The 19501-nt window shown below is 72.5% G+C and carries 16 protein-coding genes; 10 read left to right on the plus strand and 6 right to left on the minus strand.

The window, feature by feature from the left end:
• The first annotated feature begins 67 nt into the window (after nucleotides 1-67).
• Nucleotides 68-493, plus strand: a complete 426-nt coding sequence (locus Cs7R123_RS25560; protein ID WP_212830246.1) for a hypothetical protein — start codon at nucleotides 68-70, stop codon at nucleotides 491-493.
• Nucleotides 494-558: 65 nt separating this feature from the next.
• Nucleotides 559-1431, plus strand: a complete 873-nt coding sequence (locus Cs7R123_RS25565) for a transporter substrate-binding domain-containing protein (RefSeq protein WP_212830247.1) — start codon at nucleotides 559-561, stop codon at nucleotides 1429-1431.
• Between the two features lie 216 nt (nucleotides 1432-1647).
• Here the strand turns inward: Cs7R123_RS25565 and Cs7R123_RS25570 are convergent, their stop codons facing one another.
• The gene (locus tag Cs7R123_RS25570) at nucleotides 1648-2628 is read right to left on the minus strand and encodes an aldo/keto reductase (protein WP_212830248.1); all 981 of its coding nucleotides are present in this window, start codon (nucleotides 2626-2628) and stop codon (nucleotides 1648-1650) included.
• A gap of 85 nt (nucleotides 2629-2713) precedes the next feature.
• Here Cs7R123_RS25570 and uppS point away from each other — a divergent pair, with 85 nt between their 5' ends.
• The 5 genes from uppS to Cs7R123_RS25595 all read left to right on the plus strand — a co-directional run bounded on the left by uppS (nucleotide 2714) and on the right by Cs7R123_RS25595 (nucleotide 10284).
• The gene (uppS, locus tag Cs7R123_RS25575; protein WP_212830249.1) at nucleotides 2714-3493 is read left to right on the plus strand and encodes a polyprenyl diphosphate synthase; all 780 of its coding nucleotides are present in this window, start codon (nucleotides 2714-2716) and stop codon (nucleotides 3491-3493) included.
• Entirely contained in the window at nucleotides 3490-4284 is a 795-nt protein-coding gene (locus Cs7R123_RS25580) for a nucleotidyltransferase domain-containing protein (protein WP_212830250.1), read from the plus strand. Before uppS ends, Cs7R123_RS25580 begins: the two co-directional genes overlap by 4 nt.
• Before the next feature lie 245 nt (nucleotides 4285-4529).
• Nucleotides 4530-6824: a choice-of-anchor P family protein gene (locus Cs7R123_RS25585; protein WP_212830251.1), complete on the plus strand. Its 2295-nt coding sequence runs from the start codon at nucleotides 4530-4532 to the stop codon at nucleotides 6822-6824.
• A 178-nt stretch (nucleotides 6825-7002) separates the two neighbouring features.
• Entirely contained in the window at nucleotides 7003-9354 is a 2352-nt protein-coding gene (locus Cs7R123_RS25590; protein WP_212830252.1) for an ATP-binding domain-containing protein, read from the plus strand.
• Nucleotides 9355-9450: 96 nt separating this feature from the next.
• Nucleotides 9451-10284, plus strand: a complete 834-nt coding sequence (locus Cs7R123_RS25595) for an alpha/beta hydrolase (RefSeq protein WP_212830253.1) — start codon at nucleotides 9451-9453, stop codon at nucleotides 10282-10284.
• 29 nt (nucleotides 10285-10313) lie between these two features.
• Here the strand turns inward: Cs7R123_RS25595 and Cs7R123_RS25600 are convergent, their stop codons facing one another.
• A complete protein-coding gene (locus Cs7R123_RS25600; RefSeq protein WP_212830254.1) occupies nucleotides 10314-11327 on the minus strand; it encodes an ABC transporter substrate-binding protein in 1014 nt (337 codons plus the stop codon).
• An 80-nt stretch (nucleotides 11328-11407) separates the two neighbouring features.
• Here Cs7R123_RS25600 and Cs7R123_RS25605 point away from each other — a divergent pair, with 80 nt between their 5' ends.
• From Cs7R123_RS25605 to Cs7R123_RS25615, 3 genes are read left to right on the plus strand one after another with little or no spacing between them, the layout of a single operon-like run.
• The gene (locus tag Cs7R123_RS25605; protein WP_212830255.1) at nucleotides 11408-12445 is read left to right on the plus strand and encodes an iron ABC transporter permease; all 1038 of its coding nucleotides are present in this window, start codon (nucleotides 11408-11410) and stop codon (nucleotides 12443-12445) included.
• Nucleotides 12442-13479: an iron chelate uptake ABC transporter family permease subunit gene (locus Cs7R123_RS25610; RefSeq protein ID WP_244872138.1), complete on the plus strand. Its 1038-nt coding sequence runs from the start codon at nucleotides 12442-12444 to the stop codon at nucleotides 13477-13479. Before Cs7R123_RS25605 ends, Cs7R123_RS25610 begins: the two co-directional genes overlap by 4 nt.
• The gene (locus tag Cs7R123_RS25615; protein ID WP_212830256.1) at nucleotides 13476-14312 is read left to right on the plus strand and encodes an ABC transporter ATP-binding protein; all 837 of its coding nucleotides are present in this window, start codon (nucleotides 13476-13478) and stop codon (nucleotides 14310-14312) included. The genes Cs7R123_RS25610 and Cs7R123_RS25615 overlap by 4 nt, the downstream gene beginning before the upstream one ends.
• A gap of 119 nt (nucleotides 14313-14431) precedes the next feature.
• Here the strand turns inward: Cs7R123_RS25615 and Cs7R123_RS25620 are convergent, their stop codons facing one another.
• The 4 genes from Cs7R123_RS25620 to Cs7R123_RS25635 form a co-directional block, all read right to left on the minus strand.
• Complete coding sequence (locus Cs7R123_RS25620) at nucleotides 14432-15823, minus strand: GH1 family beta-glucosidase (RefSeq protein WP_244872139.1); 1392 nt, start codon at nucleotides 15821-15823, stop codon at nucleotides 14432-14434.
• The gene (locus tag Cs7R123_RS25625; protein ID WP_212830257.1) at nucleotides 15820-16734 is read right to left on the minus strand and encodes a carbohydrate ABC transporter permease; all 915 of its coding nucleotides are present in this window, start codon (nucleotides 16732-16734) and stop codon (nucleotides 15820-15822) included. The genes Cs7R123_RS25620 and Cs7R123_RS25625 overlap by 4 nt, the downstream gene beginning before the upstream one ends.
• Nucleotides 16731-17630 carry a carbohydrate ABC transporter permease gene (locus Cs7R123_RS25630; RefSeq protein ID WP_212830258.1) on the minus strand — a complete coding sequence of 300 codons (900 nt, stop codon included), beginning with the start codon at nucleotides 17628-17630 and terminating at the stop codon, nucleotides 16731-16733. The genes Cs7R123_RS25625 and Cs7R123_RS25630 overlap by 4 nt, the downstream gene beginning before the upstream one ends.
• 111 nt (nucleotides 17631-17741) lie before the next feature.
• Nucleotides 17742-19028 carry an extracellular solute-binding protein gene (locus Cs7R123_RS25635; RefSeq protein WP_212830259.1) on the minus strand — a complete coding sequence of 429 codons (1287 nt, stop codon included), beginning with the start codon at nucleotides 19026-19028 and terminating at the stop codon, nucleotides 17742-17744.
• Nucleotides 19029-19501 lie beyond the last annotated feature (473 nt).

Genomic DNA, 19501 nt, shown 5'->3' on the forward strand with positions numbered 1-19501 from the left:
CACCCGCTGTCACCTGCGCCGGGACACCCCTGTCCGGCATGTCGGTGCAGGTCGTTATTGTACGGAGGTGAAACACGCCGACGCCCTCCCCCGCGGGAAGACCTTCGCCGACCTGGCCGCGTTCCTCCGGACCACGGACGGCTACCCCACGCACGAGGTGCGCGAGTGCGTCTGCGCCTGCGCCGCCCGGGAGTTCGCGGTGGCGGTCCAGTCCGACGAGCAGGCCGTCCGGCGCACCTGCCTGGCCTGCGGCGAGGACGCCTTCATCGCCGACAGCGGCGAGCACTGGGACGCCGGGGCCGAGCCCGAATACTTCGGCTGCCCGTGCGGGGGCGAGCGGTTCACCGCGGCGGTCGGCTTCTCGCTGCACGACGACGGCGACGTCCGCTGGCTGACCCTCGGCCTGCGCTGCCTCGACTGCGACAGCATGGGCGTGTACGAGGACTGGAAGATCGACTACGGCCCCAGCGGGCACCTGCTCGACCAGGTCTGACCAGCGCAGATCCGACCCGGGCGCTGCCCGGTTCCATATCGGACCGGTAGACTACCCTGGCGGCCATGAAGCTCCATCCCCGATCCACTGTGGCCGGCGGCACCGCGATCGCGATGCTGGCGTTGGCCGCCTGCGCACCCGTCGAGAAGCCAGACCGGGCCCCGGCGACACCGGCCGCACTGGCCTCGTGCGCGCCGGGCACCCTCACGACGCTCTCCGCCGGGAAACTGACCATCGCCACCGACGACCCGGCATACCCGCCGTGGTTCGCCGACAACAGGCCCGACAGCGGCCAGGGCTTCGAGTCCGCGATCGCGTACGCGGTGGCGGAGAAGCTCGGCTACGCCCGGGACCAGATCACCTGGACCCGGGTCCCCTTCAACGACGCCCTCACCCCCGGGCCGAAGAAGTTCGACTTCGACATCAACGAGTTCTCGATCACCGCCGACCGCGCCCAGGCGGTCGACTTCTCCACGCCGTACTACGAGGTGACGCAGACGGTCATCGCCGTCAAGGGTTCGAAGATCACCTCGGCCGAGTCGCTGGCCGACCTCAAGCAGGCCAAACTCGGCGCCCAGGTCGACAGCACCAGCTACCGGGCGATCACCGAGATCGTCAAGCCCGAGACCGCGCCCGCCGTGTTCAAGGACAACGACGACGCCAAGAAGCAGCTGCAGAACGGCAGCGTCGACGGCATCGTGGTGGACCTGCCGACCGCTTTCTACATGACCTCCGCCGAGCTCGACGGCGGCGTCCTCGTCGGCCAGCTCCCGCAGCCCGCGGGCACCCCCGAGCAGTTCGGCCTGGTCCTGCCCAAGGGCTCGGCGCTCACGTCCTGCCTGAGCCAGGCCGTGGACGTCCTGCGCGCCGACGGCGTCCTGGAGAGCATCCAGCGGCAGTGGCTGGGCGGGGTCGCCGGCGCCCCGAGGCTGGGCTAGCGCGCTCGGCCCGTTCGGCTGTCGCCCGGCAGCCGGACCGGCGGGAGCACCCGCACAGCCTGAGCTCGGCGGATGGAATCCCTCCTCGATCGTGGAGGCCGCGGCGAAGGCGCCGTTCATCGCGGACATCCTGCGCCGGATCGCCGACGGCGCCCAGCCCTCGCGCTGACCGCCCGGCGCCGGGCCGCGACCACGGCCCGGCGCGCTGCCGACCGGCTACTGGAAGCCGACCACCGGGTGCGGTGCGTAGTGCTCCTCCAGGCGGGCGACCTCGTCGCCGGTCAGCCCCAGCTCCAGCGCGGCCACCGCGTCGTCGAGGTGCTCGGGCCTGGTCGCCCCGACGATCGGGGCGGTCACCGCCGGGTGGCGTGCCACCCAGGCCAGCGCGACCTGCGCGCGGGGCACCCCGCGCTCGGCCGCGATCGCGCCAACCGCGTCGATGACCCGCCGGTCGGCGGCCTCGGTGGCGTCGTACAGCGAGCTGCCGTAGGCGTCGGTGGACTGGCGGTCGCTGGTCGCCCCGGGCTCACGGGTGAGGCGGCCGCGCGCCAGCGGGCTCCACGGCAGCACCCCGATCCGCTGGTCGAGGCAGAGCGGCAGCATCTCCCGCTCCTCCTCGCGGTGGATGAGGTTGTAGTGGTTCTGCATGGTGGCGAACCGGGTCCAGCCGTGCAGGTCGGCGGTGTACAGGGCCTTGGCGAACTGCCAGGCGTACATCGAGGACGCCCCGATGTAGCGGGCCTTGCCCGCCTTGACGACGTCGTGCAGCGCCTCCAGGGTCTCCTCGATCGGCGTACGCGGATCCCAGCGGTGGATCTGGTACAGGTCGACGTAGTCGGTGCCCAGGCGGCGCAGGCTGTGGTCGATCTCGGTCATGATCGCCTTGCGGCTCAGCCCCGAGCCGTTCGGACCGGGCCGCATCTGCCCGTGCACCTTCGTGGCGATGACGACCTCGTCGCGGCGGGCGAAGTCGCGCAGCGCCCGGCCGACGATCTCCTCGCTGCTGCCGTCGGAGTACACGTTGGCGGTGTCGAAGAAGTTGACGCCCAGGTCGAGTGCGCGCCGGACGAACTGGCGGCTCTCGGCCTCCGGCAGCGTCCAGGTGTGGGCGCCCCGGTCGGGCTCGCCGTAGCTCATGCAGCCCAGGCAGAGGCGGGACACGTCGAGGCCGGTCGGCCCCAGCTTCACATATTCCACGATCTTGCACTGTACCCACGGTCCGGACACTCTGTCTTCACCTGATCACCACATCCGGAGCCGCCGCCGGTGGTTCGATCCGTACATGCTGTCGCCGCTGCGCACCGCCGCCTACCGGCTGTACGCCCACCGCCTGCGCCGCCGCCTGGCCGCCGCCGACCTGCCCCGGCACGTCGCCATCGTCATGGACGGCAACCGCCGCTGGGCCCGCGAACGGGGCCTGTCCGCGCAGACCGGGCACCGCCACGGCGCCGAGCACATCGACGAGGTCCTCGGCTGGTGCGCCGACCTCGGGGTACGGCACGTGACCGTGTTCGTCGCCTCCGTCGACAACATGCGCAAGCGCGACAGCGACGAGATCGACAACCTGATGGCGATGATGGAGGACGTCCTCGCCCACCGGCTCGCCCGGCCCGACGGCCAGTGGCGGCTGCACCTGGCCGGGCGCCTGGACCTGCTGCCCGACTCCACCCGCCACGCGCTCAAGCTCGCCGAGGAGGACACCCGCGCCCGCGAGGCCCGGTTCCACCTGACCGTCGCGATCGGCTACGACGGCCGCGCGGAGATCGTCGACGCGGTGCGCTCGCTGCTGGACGAGCGGGCCGCCGCCGGGGCGAGCCTGGCCGAGGTCGCGCAGACGCTGACCGCCGAGGCGATCGCCGCGCACCTGTACACCGACGGGCAGCCCGATCCGGACCTGGTCATCCGCACCAGCGGGGAGCGGCGCATGTCGGGGTTCCTGCTGTGGCAGGCCGCGTACTCGGAGCTGTACTTCTGCGACGTGTACTGGCCGGGGTTCCGCGAGGTGGACTTCCTGCGGGCGCTGCGGTCGTACGCGGCGAGGTCGCGTAGGTTCGGCGCATGACCGCGCTGCCCGCCCTGCTCACGGCCCGGGTCGAGACATACCTCGCCGAGGTCGACGCCGGGCTGCCCGGCTTCGTCGACGGGCTGTACGTGGTCGGCTCGGCCGCGCTGGGCGCCTGGCAGCCCGACCGCAGCGACATCGACCTGCTCATCGTCACCAGCAGAGCCGCGACCGGCGACGACCTCGCGAAGCTGGCCGCCGTCCACGAGAGCACCCCCGGCCGGCCCTACCTCGACGGGGTCTACCTGGACCGGGCGGCGCTGGCCGCGCAGCCCGCCGACCGGGAGCAGGTGCCGTTCGTGGTCGACGGGCGGTTGCGCACCGACACCCCCTGCGGCGAGCTGACCCCGGTGCTGTGGCTGACCCTGAGCCGGTACGGCGTCGCGCTGCGCGGCCCCGAGGTGTCCCGGCTCGGCATCCGGCCCGACCCGGACGGGCTGCGCCGCTACAACCTGGACAACCTGCGGGACTACTGGCAGCCGCTGGCGGCGCAGATCCGCATGGTCACCGACGGCGCCCCCGACGACGCGCCCGCACCCGCCGAGCAGGTCGCCTGGATGATGCTCGGGCCGCCGCGGCTGCACTACACGCTCGCGCACGGCGGCATCGTCGCCAAGTCCGCGGCGGCGGCGTACCTGGGCGGGCTGTTCCCGCAGTGGGCCGAACCGGCCGACCGGGCCGCCCGGCACCGGGCCGGGGCCGACGTGGCGTTCACCGTCGCCGACCTGCGCGCCGGCGCCGACATGACCGACGCCGTCACCGCCGACGCCTGGTCCCGCTTCGCCACCTGACCTGACGACGCGGCACGCCGCGTCGCGATCGGAGCCTGCAGTTTCGGGGAAAGTGCCGGAATTCCGAGCCGCATTCGTGCACTTTCCCCGAAACTGCACGGACTCCGGCCGCGCCGCGCCGCGTCGCGTGACGCCCCGAGGCGCGGTCGCGCCGACGCGTGGTGACGCGCTGTCGTGAGGACGACAGCGTGGTGGGTGGGTGGGCGTCGTTGAACCGGTCGAGTGACGTCTGTCGAGGAGGACCGGTGCGCAACGGGGTGGCCAGGGCAGGCCTGGCGATGGTGCTCGGGATCGCGGCCACGCTGGCCGGACTGGTCACGGCGCAGGCACCGGCCTACGCCGATCACGGTGTCTCGACCGCGTTCGCCGCGACCGGCGGCGAGCAGTCGTGGACCGTGCCCGCCGGGGTGAGCAGCGTGCATGTGGAACTCGTCGGCGCGCGCGGCGGCAACGGGGGTGGGCGCGGGCAGCGCGTCTCGGCCGACCTGGCCATCCCGGCCGGGGTGACCCGCCTGTGGGTCGAGGTGGGCCAGCCCGGCGACGGCGGTCGGCCCGGTTTCGGCGGCGGGGGCACGGGCGGGACCGGTTCGCCGTACGACGGCGGTGCGGGCGGCGGCGCGTCCGACGTGCGTACCTGTTCGCTGGGCAGCCCGTGCGACTCCCCCGGGTCGCGGCTGCTGGTCGCCGGGGGCGGCGGGGGCGGCGCGGGGCGCTGCTTCGCGATCGGCTGCGGCCCTTCGGGCGACGGCGGCGACGCCTCGACGGAGGCTCCCGGCGGCGGCGGTGTCCCGTTCGGACTCGGCGGCCTGCTGGGCAGCGCGGGCGGCCGGGGCCAGGGCGGGGCCGGGGCGTTCGCGGTGCCCGGGTCGACCGGCGGCGGCGGGGGCGGCGGAGGCGGCGGCTGGTTCGGCGGGGGTGGCGGATCGTCGGGCGGGGCGCCGCCCGCGCCGCTGCTGGCCGGGTTCGACGGCGGTGACGGCGGCGCGGGTTCCAGCTACGCCGGGCCCGGGACCGGCGCCGTCGTGGTCGAGGCGACCGACGCCGAGGCGTCGGTGACGATCACCTACCAGGTGTACGGCACGACGCTGGCCTTCCTCGGCGCGACGGCGGGCCCGATCGGCGCCCCGGCGACGCTGCGCGCGAAGCTGTCCTACACCGGCTCGGGTGCCCCGGTGGCCGGTGCGCCGCTGGCGTTCGCGCTGGCGGGGACGGCCGGCTGCGGCGCGGTCACGAACGGCTCGGGTGAGGCGAGCTGCGTGGTGACGCCGCAGGCTCCGGCGGGGGTACGCGACCTGGCCGTCACCTACGCCGGGGACACCACCCGGGAGCCGTCGTCGTACGCGGGCGTGTTCGAGGTCCGCCGCAAGCCGACCACGCTGGTGTGGACCGGCGCGGTCACCGGCGACTACCACGATCCCGTGCGCCTGGCCGCGAAGCTGACCCTGTCGGGCACGGGTGCTCCCCTGCCGGACATGCCGGTGGTGCTGGCGCTGAACGGGGCCGAGTCGTGCACCGCCGCGACGGGCGCGGACGGGGTGGCCGCGTGTGAGGTGGTGCCGCAGGAGCAGCCGGGCGGGTATCCGGTCACGGCGGCGTACGCCGGGGACGCGGTGCACCTGCCGTCGGCGGGCGGCGCGGGCTTCGCGGTGACGAGGGAGCAGACGCAGCTGTCGTACCAGGGCGATCTGAACGTGGCCGACGACGAGCCGGCGCGGCTCGCCGCCCGGCTGACCGAGGGGTCGGTGCCGCCGGTGCCCGGGGACGGGACGCCGGTCGCGGGTGCCCCGGTGGTGCTGACGCTGGGCGACGGCGCGGCCCGGCAGTCGTGCACGGCCGACACCGGTGCCGACGGCGTCGCGGCGTGCGTGATCGCGAAGGTGGCGCAGCCGCTGGACGCCTCGGGGCGGCTGCCGGTGTCGGCCTCGTACGCGGGAAGCGTCTTCTATGAGCCGGGCCGGACCGCGGCGGACGTGGGCCTGCAGCACCTGACCGGCCGCGCCCTCGGCCTGTCGGGCAAGCTGAAGCTGCTGGTCGGCGCCGTCGGGGTCGCGGCGACGCCGGACACCGGCCCGGTCCGGGTCGCGACGCCGTCCGCCACGGCCACGCCGTGCACCGCCTCGCTGTCGCTGGTGGCGCTCCAGGCGTCGGCGCTGTGCGCCAGGGTGGTGACCACGACCGCGCCCGGTTCCGCCACCGCGACCGCGACCGTGGACGGCGTCGACCTGGGCCTGCCCGGCCTGCCCGCGATCTCGCTGCGCGACCTGCGCGCGGTGTCGGCCACGAGCTGCGGCGGCTCGTCGGCCACGGTCGCCCTGGGCCGCATCCTGGTCGGCGGGGTGGCGGTGGACGCCGCCACGGCACCGAACACGACAGTCCCGCTACCGGGCCTGCCCGGCGCGAAGCTGATCGTCAACGAGCAGATCCCGACCCCGGACGGCCTGACCGTCACCGCGGTCCACCTGATCGTCCCGCCCACCCTCGGCGTCAGCGCGGACCTGCTCCTCGCCTCCGCCACCACCGCCATCCACAACTGCCGCTGACCGCCCGCTTCTCACCGCGTCGATCATGAAGTTATGGGCATGACACGCCGTCGAACACGACCATAAGTTCATGATCGACGTGGAGGGAGGGGGATCGTGCGCTAGATTAGGCGGTTGGCTGTTTACGCCAACTAAAAAGAACGCCGCCAGTGGCGTGCGTTCGAGGCCTAGTATACGCATGAAGGAGTGGGGCTTGTCAAGCTTCCCTGCCGCCGACCGGGATGGCGAGCTCAGCGTCGAGCAGGAGTACGTGTCCATGCTCTACGGCCGCCTCGATGGTCTGCGCGAGAACGCCGCCGACCGGCTCGCGCAGACGCTGCTGCAAAGCGGCGGCACGCTGCAGGAGCGGTCCCAGCGGGACTCGCTGATAGGCCAGTACAGCGACCAGGTCGCCACGTACGGGGCGGTGGAGAACGGCCTGTGCTTCGGCCGCCTCGACTTCCTCGACGGCCACCGCTACCGCATCGGCCGCATCGGCATCTTCGACGAGGACGGCGACTACGAGCCGCTGCTGCTGGACTGGCGCGCCCCGTCCGCCCGGCCGTTCTACCTGGCCACGGCCGCGTCCCCGCAGGAGGTACGGCGCCGCCGCCAGATCCGCACCGCCGGGCGCACCGTCACCGGCCTCGACGACGAGGTGCTCGACCTGGAGTCGGCCGCGGCGGCCTCGCACCACAACGAGCTGACCAGCGAGGCGGCGCTGTTCGCGGCGCTGGGCGCGGGCCGCACCGGCCGCATGCGCGACATCGTGCAGACGATCCAGGCCGAGCAGGACCGCATCATCCGCGCCGACCCGGGCGGAGTGCTGGTGGTGCAGGGCGGCCCCGGCACCGGCAAGACGGCGGTGGCGCTGCACCGGGCGGCGTACCTGCTCTACACGTTCCGCCAGGAGCTGTCGCGGCGGGCGGTGCTGGTGGTGGGCCCGAACGAGACGTTCCTGCGGTACATCTCGCAGGTGCTGCCGTCGCTGGCCGAGACGGGTGTGCTGCTGCGCACCGTCGGCGACCTGTTCCCCGGGGTGCGCGCGCAAGGGACCGAGTCCGACGCGGCCGCCGAGGTGAAGGGGCGCGCGGTGATGGCCGAGGTGCTGGCCGGGGCGGTCCGCGACCGGCAGCGGGCCCCGCACGACTACCTGGAGATCTCGCTCGACAACGGCGACCACCTGATCCTGGACCGGGCGGCCTGCGAGGACGCGCGGGCCAACGCCCGCCGGACCGGCAAGCCGCACAACCTGGCGCGGTCGCTGTTCGACACCGAGATCATCCACGCGCTGTCGCTGCGGTACGCCGACCTGATCGGCGTCGACCCGTACGCCGACGACCCGCTCGGCGGCGGTGACGCCCCCGGCGATCCGCAGCTGCTGGAGGAGGCCGACCTGGCCGAGATCCGCCGCGAGCTGGCCGAGGAGCCCGGCGTGCAGACGGCGCTGGACTGGCTGTGGCCGGTGCTGACCCCGCAGACGCTGCTGGCCGACCTGTACCGCAGCACCGACCGCCTCGACTCGGCCGCACCGATGCTGTCCGGGGCCGAGCGTGCGCTGCTGGCGCGCCCGCGCGGCTCGGCGTGGACGGCGGCCGACGCGCCGCTGCTCGACGAGGCCGCCGAGCTGCTGGGCGAGGACGACCGGGACGCCGAACTGCTGGCCCGGTGGCGCCGCCGGCAGCAGTCGGCGTACGCCGAGGGCGCGCTGGAGATCCTGCACGGGTCCCGGTCGATCGACCTGGAGGACGAGATCGATCCGGAGATCCTGACCGCCGCCGACCTGCTCGACGCCGGGCTCCTGGGCGAGCGGCACGAGGAGACGACCCGGCTGACCGCCGCCGAGCGGGCCGCCCTCGACCGCAACTGGGCGTTCGGGCACATCATCGTCGACGAGGCGCAGGAGCTGTCGCCGATGGCGTGGCGGCTGCTGATGCGGCGCAGCCCGAGCCGGTCGATGACCGTGGTCGGCGACGTGGCGCAGACCGGGGACCTGTCGGGGATCTCGGCCTGGAGCCAGGCGCTGGAGCCGTACGTCGGGCAGCGGTGGCGGCGCGAGGAGCTGACCGTCAACTACCGTACGCCGACGGAGATCATGCAGCTGGCGGGCAAGGTGCTGACCGAGATCGACCCGGCGCTGCTGGCGCCCCGCTCGGTCCGCAGCACCGGCTCCGAACCGGAGGTGCTCGCGGTGCCGGACGGTGACCTGGCCGGTGCGGCGGCACGTGCCGCGCTGGCCGAGGCGGCGGTGCTGGACGACGGGCGGCTGGGCGTGCTCGTCCCGGCCGGGCTGCTCGACGAGGTCGGCGCGGCCGTGCTGGCGGCGCTGCCCAAGGCCGCCCTGGGCGCCGACGCCGATCTGGAGAGCCAGGTGGTGGTGCTGACGGTGCGCCAGTCCAAGGGCCTGGAGTTCGACTCGGTGGTCGTGCTCGACCCGCACCGGATCGTCACCGAGTCCCCGCGCGGGCACAGCGACCTGTACGTCGCGCTGACCCGGGCGACCCAGCGCCTGACCGTGCTGCACCCGCAGGACTCACCCCTGCCCTGGTAGCCGTTCTCCGCGCCGCCCGCCCCAGCGCGGGCGGCGCGGGGTGCGGCTGCGGTCCGGCGGTCGGCCGGAATGCGCGCGGTAGGCCAGAATGTGGGCATGGCGGCGGCGGTGCGGGTGGTGGCGACGGTGCTGCTGGTCGTCGCCCTCCTGCTGACAGCGGTATGGGCGCTACAGCGCCGCCTCATCTACCTGCCCGACCGCTCCGATCCCGGCCCCGCCCAGCGGGCCCTGCCGGGCAGCCGCGACGTGGAGCTCACCACTTCGGACGGTCTGCGGCTGGCGGCGTGGCTGGTGCCGCCGACCGGCCCCGACCGCGACATCGCGGTGCTGTACGCGCCGGGCAACGGCGGCAACCGGGCCGGGCGGGCGCCGCTGGCCGCGGCGCTGGCCGGGCGGGGCTTCACGGTGCTGCTGCTGGACTACCGCGGCTTCGGCGGCAACCCGGGCAGCCCCGACGAGGAGGGCCTGGCCCGCGACGTACGGGCCGCGCGGGCGCACCTGGTCACCGTCGAGGGCGCCGACCCGCAGCGGCTGATCTACTTCGGGGAGAGCCTCGGCTGCGCCGTCGTGACCGAGATGGCGGCGGAACTGCCGCCCGCGGGGCTGCTGCTGCGCTCGCCGTTCACGGACCTGGCCGCGGCCGGTGCCGCCAACTACCCGTTCCTGCCGGTGCGGCTGCTGCTGCGCGACCGGTTCCCGGTGGCCGAGCAGCTCGCGGGGATCAGCGTGCCGACCGCGGTCGTCTATGGCAGCGCGGACACGGTCGTGCCCACCCGGCTGAGCCAGGAGGTCGCCGCACGGGCGGGCGGCCCGGTCGAGGTGACCGTGGTGGAGGGGGCGAACCACAACGACGCCGACCTGTTCGACGGACCTCAGGTCATCGCCGCGGTGATCCGCCTGGCCGACCGCGTCGACCGCGCCACCCGCTGACCGGCACCCGCCCACCCGTGCGGTGACGGTCAGGCGACCTTCTTGGCGTTCTGCAGCGCGGTGGCGAGGGTCTCCAGCAGCGGGGCGGCGCCGGCGTAGGAGAAGCGCGGCTCGCTCAGCCACGGCGTGATCTGCCCGGCCTTGACCGCGGGCAGCCCGGCCCAGGTGGGCTTGGCGGCCAGGTCGGTCGGCTGGAGGGTGCCGGAGCGGGAGTCGAGCAGCAGCACGTCGGCGGCGTACTTGCCCGCCTTCTCCCAGCTCAGGCTCTCGAAGAAGCCGCCCTCGACGTTGTCGGGCTGGACGAAGGTCACGCCCAGCGACTCGAAGAACGTCAGGTCGGCGGCCGAGCTCGGCGTGGAGACGTAGAACAGGTCGGCGCTGCCGGAGCAGGCCATGACCTTGAGGCCGCCGTTGGCCCTGGCCGCGGTGCGGATCGCCTCGGCGGCGGTCTCGAAGCGCTTCTTGGCGTCGGCGACGGGTGGCGCGGCCAGGTCGGCGCCCAGCGAGGCGGCGAAGGCGGCGTACCGCTCGATGATCTTCTGGAGGTCGGTACCGATCATGTTGAACGCCACGCTCGGCGCCAGCTGCGCGATCTTGTCCTTGGCCTCGTCCGGGACGTACCAGAGGGCGTCCTTGACGTAGGTGTTGGTGACCAGCAGCTCCGGGCTGAGCCCGGCGTACTTCTCGACGTTGAACTCGCCCCAGGTGTTGCCCAGCACGGTGACGTCCGTGACCGGCAGGTTGCCCGCCTGCGGGTCGGCCGAGCCGTCCTTGAGCGTGGTCGGGCCGAACACGCCGGTGACCTTGACGCCGAAGTCGTACAGCGCGGCCGCGGTGCCGGTGAACGCGACGATGCGGGTCGGCGCCTTGTCCTTGCCGACCTTGACACCGCGGTCGTCGGTGAAGGCCCACGGGCCGGACGAGGCCGCGGCACCGACCGGGGTGTCGGTGCCCCCGCAGGCCGCGAGTACGGTGCCGAGGCCGGCCAGGCCGGCAGCGCCGAGGAAGCCGCGACGGGTCAGGTTCGTGGGACGTGCGAGCATGGTGCCTTCTTTCAGGGGTACGGCTGAGCCCCGCGTTCCCCGCTGGGCGGAGTGCGGTGAGGGTAGGCTAACCTAAGGCCATGCCCCCGGCTGATCCACCCCCGACGACCCCCGTCCCACCTGCGCAGACCCGCCGCATCCCCCGCGCCGCCGGTCTCGTCGCCGCCGCGCTGCTGCTGACCGCCGTCGCCGCCGCCAGCCTCGCGCTGGGCACTAAGCAGGTCCCGCTGTCCGACGTCTGGACCGGACTGGTCCACCCCGACGGCCGTGAGAACCACGTGATCGTGCACGACCTGCGCCTGCCCCGCACCCTGCTCGGCCTGCTCGTCGGCGCCGCGCTCGGCCTGGCCGGCAGCGTGATGCAGGCGCTGACCCGCAACCCGCTGGCCGACCCCGGCCTGCTCGGCGTCAACGCGGGCGCCGCCGCGGCCGTCGTCAGCGCCGCCAGCTTCCTCGGCCTGCGCTCGCTGTCGGGCTACCTGTGGTTCGCGCTGCTCGGGGCCGCCGTGGTCAGCGCCGTCGTGTACGTCCTCGGCGGCGGCCGCCACGCCACCCCGGTCCGCCTGGCCCTGTCCGGGACCGCGCTCACCGCCGCGCTCACCGGCTACGTCAGCGCCGTGATCCTGCTGGACAGCGCCGCGCTGGACATCATGCGCTTCTGGACGGTCGGCTCGCTCGCCTCGGCCAACCGCGCCGTGCTCGGCCAGGTCGCCCCGGTGCTGATCGCGGGCATCGTGCTCGCCCTGCTGCTGGCCGGGCCGCTCAACGCCCTGGCCCTGGGCGACGACGCCGCCCGCGCCCTGGGCGCCCGCACCGACCGCACCCGCGCCGCGGCCCTGATCGCGATCACGCTGCTGTGCGGAGCCGCCACCGCCGCCTGCGGCCCGATCGTCTTCCTCGGCCTGCTCGCCCCCCACCTGGTCCGCCCGCTGAGCGGCCCCGACCTGCGCTGGCTGCTGCCGTACGCCGCGCTGCTGGCCCCCGCGCTGCTGCTGGCCGCCGACGTGCTCGGCCGGATCGCGGCGCGCCCCTCGGAGCTCCAGGCCGGGATCACCGTCGCCGTGGTCGGCGCGCCCCTGTTCGTCGCGCTGGTCCGCCGCCGGACGGTGCAGCGGTGAGCGCCGGGCGGACCGTGCTGCGCGGCGGCGCCCTGTCCCTGCGTACGCCCACCCGCGCGCTGGTCGCCGGGCTGGCCGTGGCCCTGGCCGCGCTCGCGCTGGCCGTGTGGCAGCTCGGCTACGGCGACTTCCCGATGACGCCGCTCGACGTGGTCAAGGTGCTGCTCGGCGACGGCAGCCCGGCCCAGCGGTTCATCGTGACCGAGCTGCGCCTGCCCCGCGTGGCCGTGGCCGTGCTGGTCGGCATCGCCCTCGGGCTGGCCGGAGCCGTGTTCCAGAGCGTCACCCGCAACCCGCTGGGCAGCCCCGACGTCGTCGGCTTCGGCTACGGCTCGGCCACCGGCGCGCTGGTCGCGATCGTGCTCGCCGACGCCGGCGCCCTGGGCACCAGCCTCGGCGCGGCCGCCGGCGGCGTCCTGGCCGGACTGGCCGTATGGCTGCTGGCCTGGCGCTGCGGCAGCCACGGGTACCGCATCGTGCTGGTCGGCATCGGCATCGCCGCCGCCCTCAACTCCGTCAACAACTACCTGCTCACCCGGGCCGAGTTCGTCGACGCCACCCGCGCCACGGTCTGGCTCACCGGCTCGCTCAACGGCCGCGACGCCGCCCACGTGTGGCCGCTGCTGGCGGCGGTGCTGGTGCTGGCACCGGTCGTCCTGCTCGGCGGCCGCGCCCTGCGCGCCCTCGAACTCGGCGACGACGCCGCCCAGGCCCTCGGCGTACGCGCCGACCACACCCGCCTGGTGCAGCTCGGCGCGGCCGTGCTGCTGACGGCCGCCGCGACCGCCGCGGCGGGCCCGATCTCGTTCGTGGCGCTGACCGCGCCGCAGCTCGCCCGCCGCATCACGGGCGCGCCCGGCCCGAACACGCTGCCCGCCGCCGGGGTCGGGGCCGTGCTCGTGCTGGCCGCCGACGGTGTGGCGCAGCACGCGTTCGGCGACACCCAGCTGCCCGTCGGCGTGCTCACCGGCGTGCTCGGCGGCGTGTACCTCGTCTGGCTGCTCTACCGCCAGCGCCGGGCGGGCCGGGTATGACCACCACCGCCACCCCAGCCGCCGCCACCCCCTCCACCCCTCAGGAGCAGACCGTGACCAGGCTCGCCGCCGACGATCTCACCCTCGCCTACGACGGGCGGGTGGTGGCCGCCGGGCTCAGCGTGTCCATCCCCGACGACTCGTTCACGATCATCGTGGGCCCCAACGCCTGCGGCAAGTCGACGCTGCTGCGCGCCCTGTCGCGGCTGCTGCGCCCGACCCGGGGGCAGGTGCACCTGGACGGTCAGGTGATCTCGTCGCTGCCCACCCGCGAGGTGGCCCGGCGGCTGGGCCTGCTGCCGCAGTCGTCGATCGCGCCCGACGGCATCACCGTGGCCGACCTGGTCGCCCGCGGCCGGTACCCGCACCAGGGCCTGCTGCGGCAGTGGTCGCGCGAGGACGAGCGGATCGTCACCGAGTCGATGGCCGCGACCGGCGTCGCCGACCTGGCCGAGCGGGCCGTCGACGAGCTGTCCGGCGGCCAGCGGCAGCGGGTGTGGATCGCGATGGCGCTGGCCCAGCAGACGCCGCTGCTGCTGCTGGACGAGCCGACCACGTTCCTGGACATCGCGCACCAGATCGAGGTGCTGGAGCTGTGCCGCACGCTCCAGCAGCAGGGCCGCACCCTGGTCGCGGTGCTGCACGACCTCAACCAGGCCGCCCGCTACGCCACCCACCTGATCGCGATGCGCGGCGGGTCGATCGTGGCCGAGGGCACGCCCGCCGACGTGGTCACGCCCGAGCTGGTCGAGCAGGTGTTCGGCCTGCCGTGCCGGATCATCGAGGACCCGGAGACCGGCACGCCGCTGGTCGTGCCGCGCGCGAACCGGTAGACAGCTGACGGGACGCGCCGGGCTCTGGTCCAGCGCGTCCCGCACGGGTGCCCGGCATCGGGCTTCCCGAACAAGACCGGGCAGCCAGCTCCCCCAAGCTGGGCTGCCCGGCCCCTGCCTCACTCGAGGCCGTTACGGCCGATCACTTCGGCGTACCAGCGGGCGCTGTCCTTCAGGATGCGCCGCTGGGTGTCGTAGTCGACGTGCACGATGCCGAAGCGCTTGCCGTACCCGTAGCCCCACTCGTAGTTGTCCATCAGCGACCACGCGAGGTAGCCGCGCAGGTCGGCGCCCTCGGCGAGAGCCGCGTGCACCGCGCGCAGGTGGCCGTCGAGGAACCCGATCCGATCGGAGTCGTGCACCCGGCCGTCCTCCACGACGTCCGCGTACGCAGCCCCGTTCTCGGTGATCATCAGCGGAGTGTTCGGGTAGTCCGTCGCGAGCCTCATGAGCAGCTCGTACAGGCCGGACGGGTCGACCGGCCAGTCCATGTCGGTGACCGGGTGCGGCTGGCGCACCTCTTCGATGCCCTCGCTGCCGGGGTTGGTCAGCCCGGCCGTGGCACCGATCTTGGCTCGCACCAGCGCGGGCTGGTAGTAGTTCACCCCGAGCAGGTCGATCGGCGAGGCGATGACCGCATCGTCGCCCGGCTTGATCACATGCGCGGCGCCGAACCGCTCGAACAGCGCCCGCATGTCCTCGGGGTAGAAGCCGCGCAGCACCGGGTCGAGGAAGATCCGGTTCTGCAGCCCGTCGATGTGCCGGGCCGCCGCCTGGTCGTGCGGGTCGGCCGGGTTCAGCGGCCGGACCGACGTCATGTTCAGCGTCAGCGACACCTCCCGCGCGCCCCCGGCCCGCAGGGCGCGCACGCCCAGGCCGTGGGCGAGCAGCAGGTGGTGCAGCGCCTCGAACGACGCGCGGGCGTCCTGGCGGCCCGGGGCGTGGATGCCCGAGGCGTAGCCGAGGAACGACGAGCACCACGGCTCGTTCAGCGTGGTCCAGGTCGCGACCCGGTCGCCGAGCCGGGCCACCATGGCGGCGGCCAGGTCGGCGAAGTAGTAGGCCGTGTCGCGGTTGGTCCAGCCGCCCCGGTCCTCCAGGGCCTGCGGCAGGTCCCAGTGATAGAGGGTGGCCATGGGCGAGATGCCCTTGGCCAGCAGCTCGTCGACGAGGCGGTCGTAGAAGTCCAGGCCGCGGGAGTTGACCGGGCCGGAGCCGTCCGGCTTGATCCGCGGCCAGGCGACCGAGAACCGGTAGGTGCCGAGCCCGAGCTCGGCCATGATCGCCACGTCGTCACGGAACCGGTGGTAGTGGTCGCAGGCCACGTCACCGGTGTGACCCTGGAACACCTTGCCCGGGGTACGGGAGAAGGTGTCCCAGATGCTGGGGGTGCGTCCGTCTTCGCTGGCGGCGCCTTCGATCTGGTAGGAGGCCGTGGCCGCGCCCCACCGGAAGCCCTGCGGGAACCGCAGGGCGGTGCCGGTGAGCTGTTCTGGTGCGACGGCGGTCACGACTTCACCGCTCCTTGCATGATGCCTCCGATGATGTACTTGCCGAGCAGGCCGAACACGACCAGCAGCGGCACGGTCGCGATCGCCGTTCCGGTCAGCGACAGCGAGTAGTCCTGGATGTAACCCGACGCCAGGGTCGACAGCGCGGTCTGCACCGTCGGGTCCTCGGGAGTCAGCACGACCAGGGGCCAGAAGAAGTCGTTCCACGCCGTCATGAACGTCAGCATGCCCAGCACCGCGGCGGCGGGCTTCGAGGCCGGAAGGATGACGTGCCAGAAGATGCGGATCGTGGTGCAGCCGTCGACCCGGGCCGCTTCGAGCAGCTCATCCGGGACGGCCTCGCGCAGGTACTGGGTCATGAAGAACACGCCGAACGCGCTGACCAGACCAGGGGCGACGACCGCGTAGAGCGTGCCGGTCCACTCGATCTTCGCCATCAGCATGTAGAGCGGGATGATGCCCAGCTGGTTCGGGATCATCATCGTGGCGATGATGACCACCAGCAGCGCGTTGCGGCCCTTGAACCGCAGCTTCGCGAACGAGAACCCGGCCAGCGTCGAGAACAGCACCACGCTGAAGGTGATGGCTCCCGAGATGATGACCGAGTTCAGCAGCGCCTTGAAGAACGGGACGGTGCCGAACGCGCGGTCCAGGTTCGCGAAGAGGTTGCCGCCGAGGCCGAGCGGCGGCGGGACCTGGCCGAGGATGCCGTTGTCGTGCGAGGCCACGACCAGCGACCAGTACAGCGGGAACGCCGAGAACAGCGCCACGCCGGCCAGGGCGAGGTAGACGAGCTTGCCGGGGCGGCGGTCCGCGCGGAATCCGCGGCGGCGCTTGATCTGGGCCTCGGGCTCCACGGTGGCCGCGGCGCGGCCGGCGTACGAGTTGGCGGCAGGGGTCGTGGTGGTCATCGCGAGCTCCGCACACGGCTGGTCAGGAAGTAGTTGATGCCGGCGACGATGACGATGATGAAGAACATCACCCAGGCCGCGGTCGAGGCGTAGCCGAAGTCGAAGCGGGAGAAGCCGACCTCGTACAGGTACAGCGACAGCGTCTGGAACTGCCGGTCCGAACCGCCGGTGACGCTCGCCCCGCCGAACAGCAGCGGTTCGGCGAGGACCTGCATGCCGCCGATCGTGGAGATGATGACCGTGAAGATGATCGTCGGGCGGATCGCCGGGACCGTGATCCGGGTGAGCTGCTGGAAGCTGCTCGCACCGTCCAGCGACGCCGCGTCGTAGAGGTCCTTCGACACCGCCTGCATGGCGGCCAGGTAGATCAGGGCGTTGTAGCCCGTCCACCGCCAGATGATCATGACCGAGATCGCGATCTGCGACGACGCCGTGCCGGCCTGCCAGTCGATGCGGCCGAGGCCGAGCGAGTCCAGCAGCCAGTTGATCAGGCCGTAGTCCTTGCCGAAGATCTGCCCGAAGATGATCGCCACCGCGGCCACCGACGTGATGTTGGGCAGCAGGGCCGTCATGCGCCAGAACGTGGGGGCGCGCAGGCGCTGGTTGAGCACGTGCGCCAGCACGAGGGCCATGATCAGCTGCGGAACGGTGGACATCACCCAGATCTGGGCGGTGTTGCGCAGCGCGTTCCAGAAGTACTCGTCGGCGAACAGGTCCTTGTAGTTCTGGATGCCCACGAACGTGTGGGTGTCCGACAGCAGGCTCCAGTCGTGCAGCGACACCCACGCGGTGTACGCCAGGGGGAACACCCCGAACGCGGCGAAGAGCACGAAGAACGGCACGACGTACAGGTACGGCGAGGCCTTCAGGTCAAGGCGGTAGAGAGCGTTTTTCATGGTCGGCTTTCCATCGAGGCGGCTTCTCGGGCGAGCGTCCAACGGAGCCGGTCCCCCGCCGGCCGCCTCTACGGGCGGCCGGCGGAGAACCGGCGGATGATGCGGTAGGACTTACAGGAGGGCCTTGACGTCCTTGAGGGACTGCGTCCAGGCCTCGTCCGGCTTCTGCTTGCCCTGCTCGACCCGGGTCAGGCCGTTCTGGATCGCGGTGTTGATGTCACCGGACTTCGGGCCCATGTACTGCGGCACCATCGTCTTCACCGACTGCGAGAAGATCTGGCCGACCGGAGCGTTGTTGAAGAACGGGTTCTTGAAGTCCTTGATCACCGGCTGCTCGTACAGCGACACCGTCGACGGGAAGTTACCCAGCGCCCGGAACACCTTCGCCTGCTGCTCCGGCGCCACCAGCCACTTGGCCAGCTTCGACGCCTCAGCAACGTTCTTGCCCTGCTTGGGCAGCGTCAGGAACGAACCACCCCAGTTACCGCCACCACCGGGGATACCGGCGATGTCCCACTTACCCGAGGAGTCCTTGGCCTGCGACTGGATGTAGGCCATCATCCACGACGGGCACGCCAGCGTGACGAACGAACCGTTGGCCATACCCGCGTTCCAGTCCGCCGACCAGGCGGCGATCTTCGCCGACAGGCCCTTGTTGATCGCGTCGATCGTCAGGTCCCAGGCCTTCTTCACACCCGGGTTCGTCTCCACGACGACGTTGGCGCCGTCGTAGATGCCGACCGGCTGCTGGCCGAGCACGGAGCGGTACATGACGGTCGGGCCGTCCATCCAGGAGGAGCCCTTGACGTTGGCGGCCTTGAACTTCACGCCCGTGGCGATGTAGTCCTCCCACGTCGGCCACAGCTTCGTCACGGCCTCACGGTCGGTCGGCAGGCCCGCCTTCTCGAAGATGTCACGGCGGTAGCACATCGCCATACCACCGACGTCGGTGCCCAGACCGATGACCTCACCCGAGGCGGCCGAACCCTGCTGCCACTTCCACGCCGGCCACTGCGACTTGATGTCGTTGGCGCCGTAGTCGGCCCAGTTGTAGAACTTGCCGGGGTTCGCGGTGAACTGGCCCGCCCAGCCCTCCTCGATCGCCTCGATGTCAGCCGCACCCGTGTTCGTCGCCAGGTGAGCCGCCAGGTTCTTGTGGTGGTCCTCAGCCTTCGTGATCCGCTCAGTGATCTCGACGTTCGGGTTGAGCTGCATGTACTCCTTGTACAGATCCTTGTAACCGAACTCGCCGAACGTGGCGATGGTCAGCTTGACCTTGCCACCCGGCTTCGCCGGGTCGTCGCTACCGCCGCAAGCGGCGGTGGTCAGCGCGAGCGCGGCCGCGAGCAGCGGCGCCGCGACCGCGGTGACCCGCCGGCGCGAAAACACGGAACGCATGGACTGTCCTCCAGGGCAGGGGTACGGACGTCTTACAGATTTGCTGGTCAAGAATCGTTGATCTTCCAGAGAGCGCTCCCTGTGAGAGCGCTCTACCGGTGTGGTCTCTGACACTCGTCGCACGTCTCCCTTATGTCAAGTCGCCGTTGCCGTCTCGTTACAAATGGCATACCGCGCCACGAGGGGACTGATCCGCTGGCCGGAATGCTTTAGACCGGCAACCCGGGAGCGCTCCCCGCCTTCCGGAGCACTATAACGATCTTGGAGATCCGTTCTCGGCCGCACTGCGGTGACCGTGCGTATCCGCCCATTTCGACGCCGCGATCGCGTCTGCGCAGCATGCGCGTATGAACGCCAGATTTCGCCGCGATTACCGACAGTCGCGTAGAGCGATCAATTTATACCTGCCATTGACAGATCCGCCGCCGAGGACGATCCTTCCTCAGAGAGCGCTCCCTCAGTTCATTTGTCCG

Origin of the sequence: Catellatospora sp. TT07R-123, from assembly GCF_018327705.1 — a bacterium.
GTDB lineage: Bacteria > Actinomycetota > Actinomycetes > Mycobacteriales > Micromonosporaceae > Catellatospora.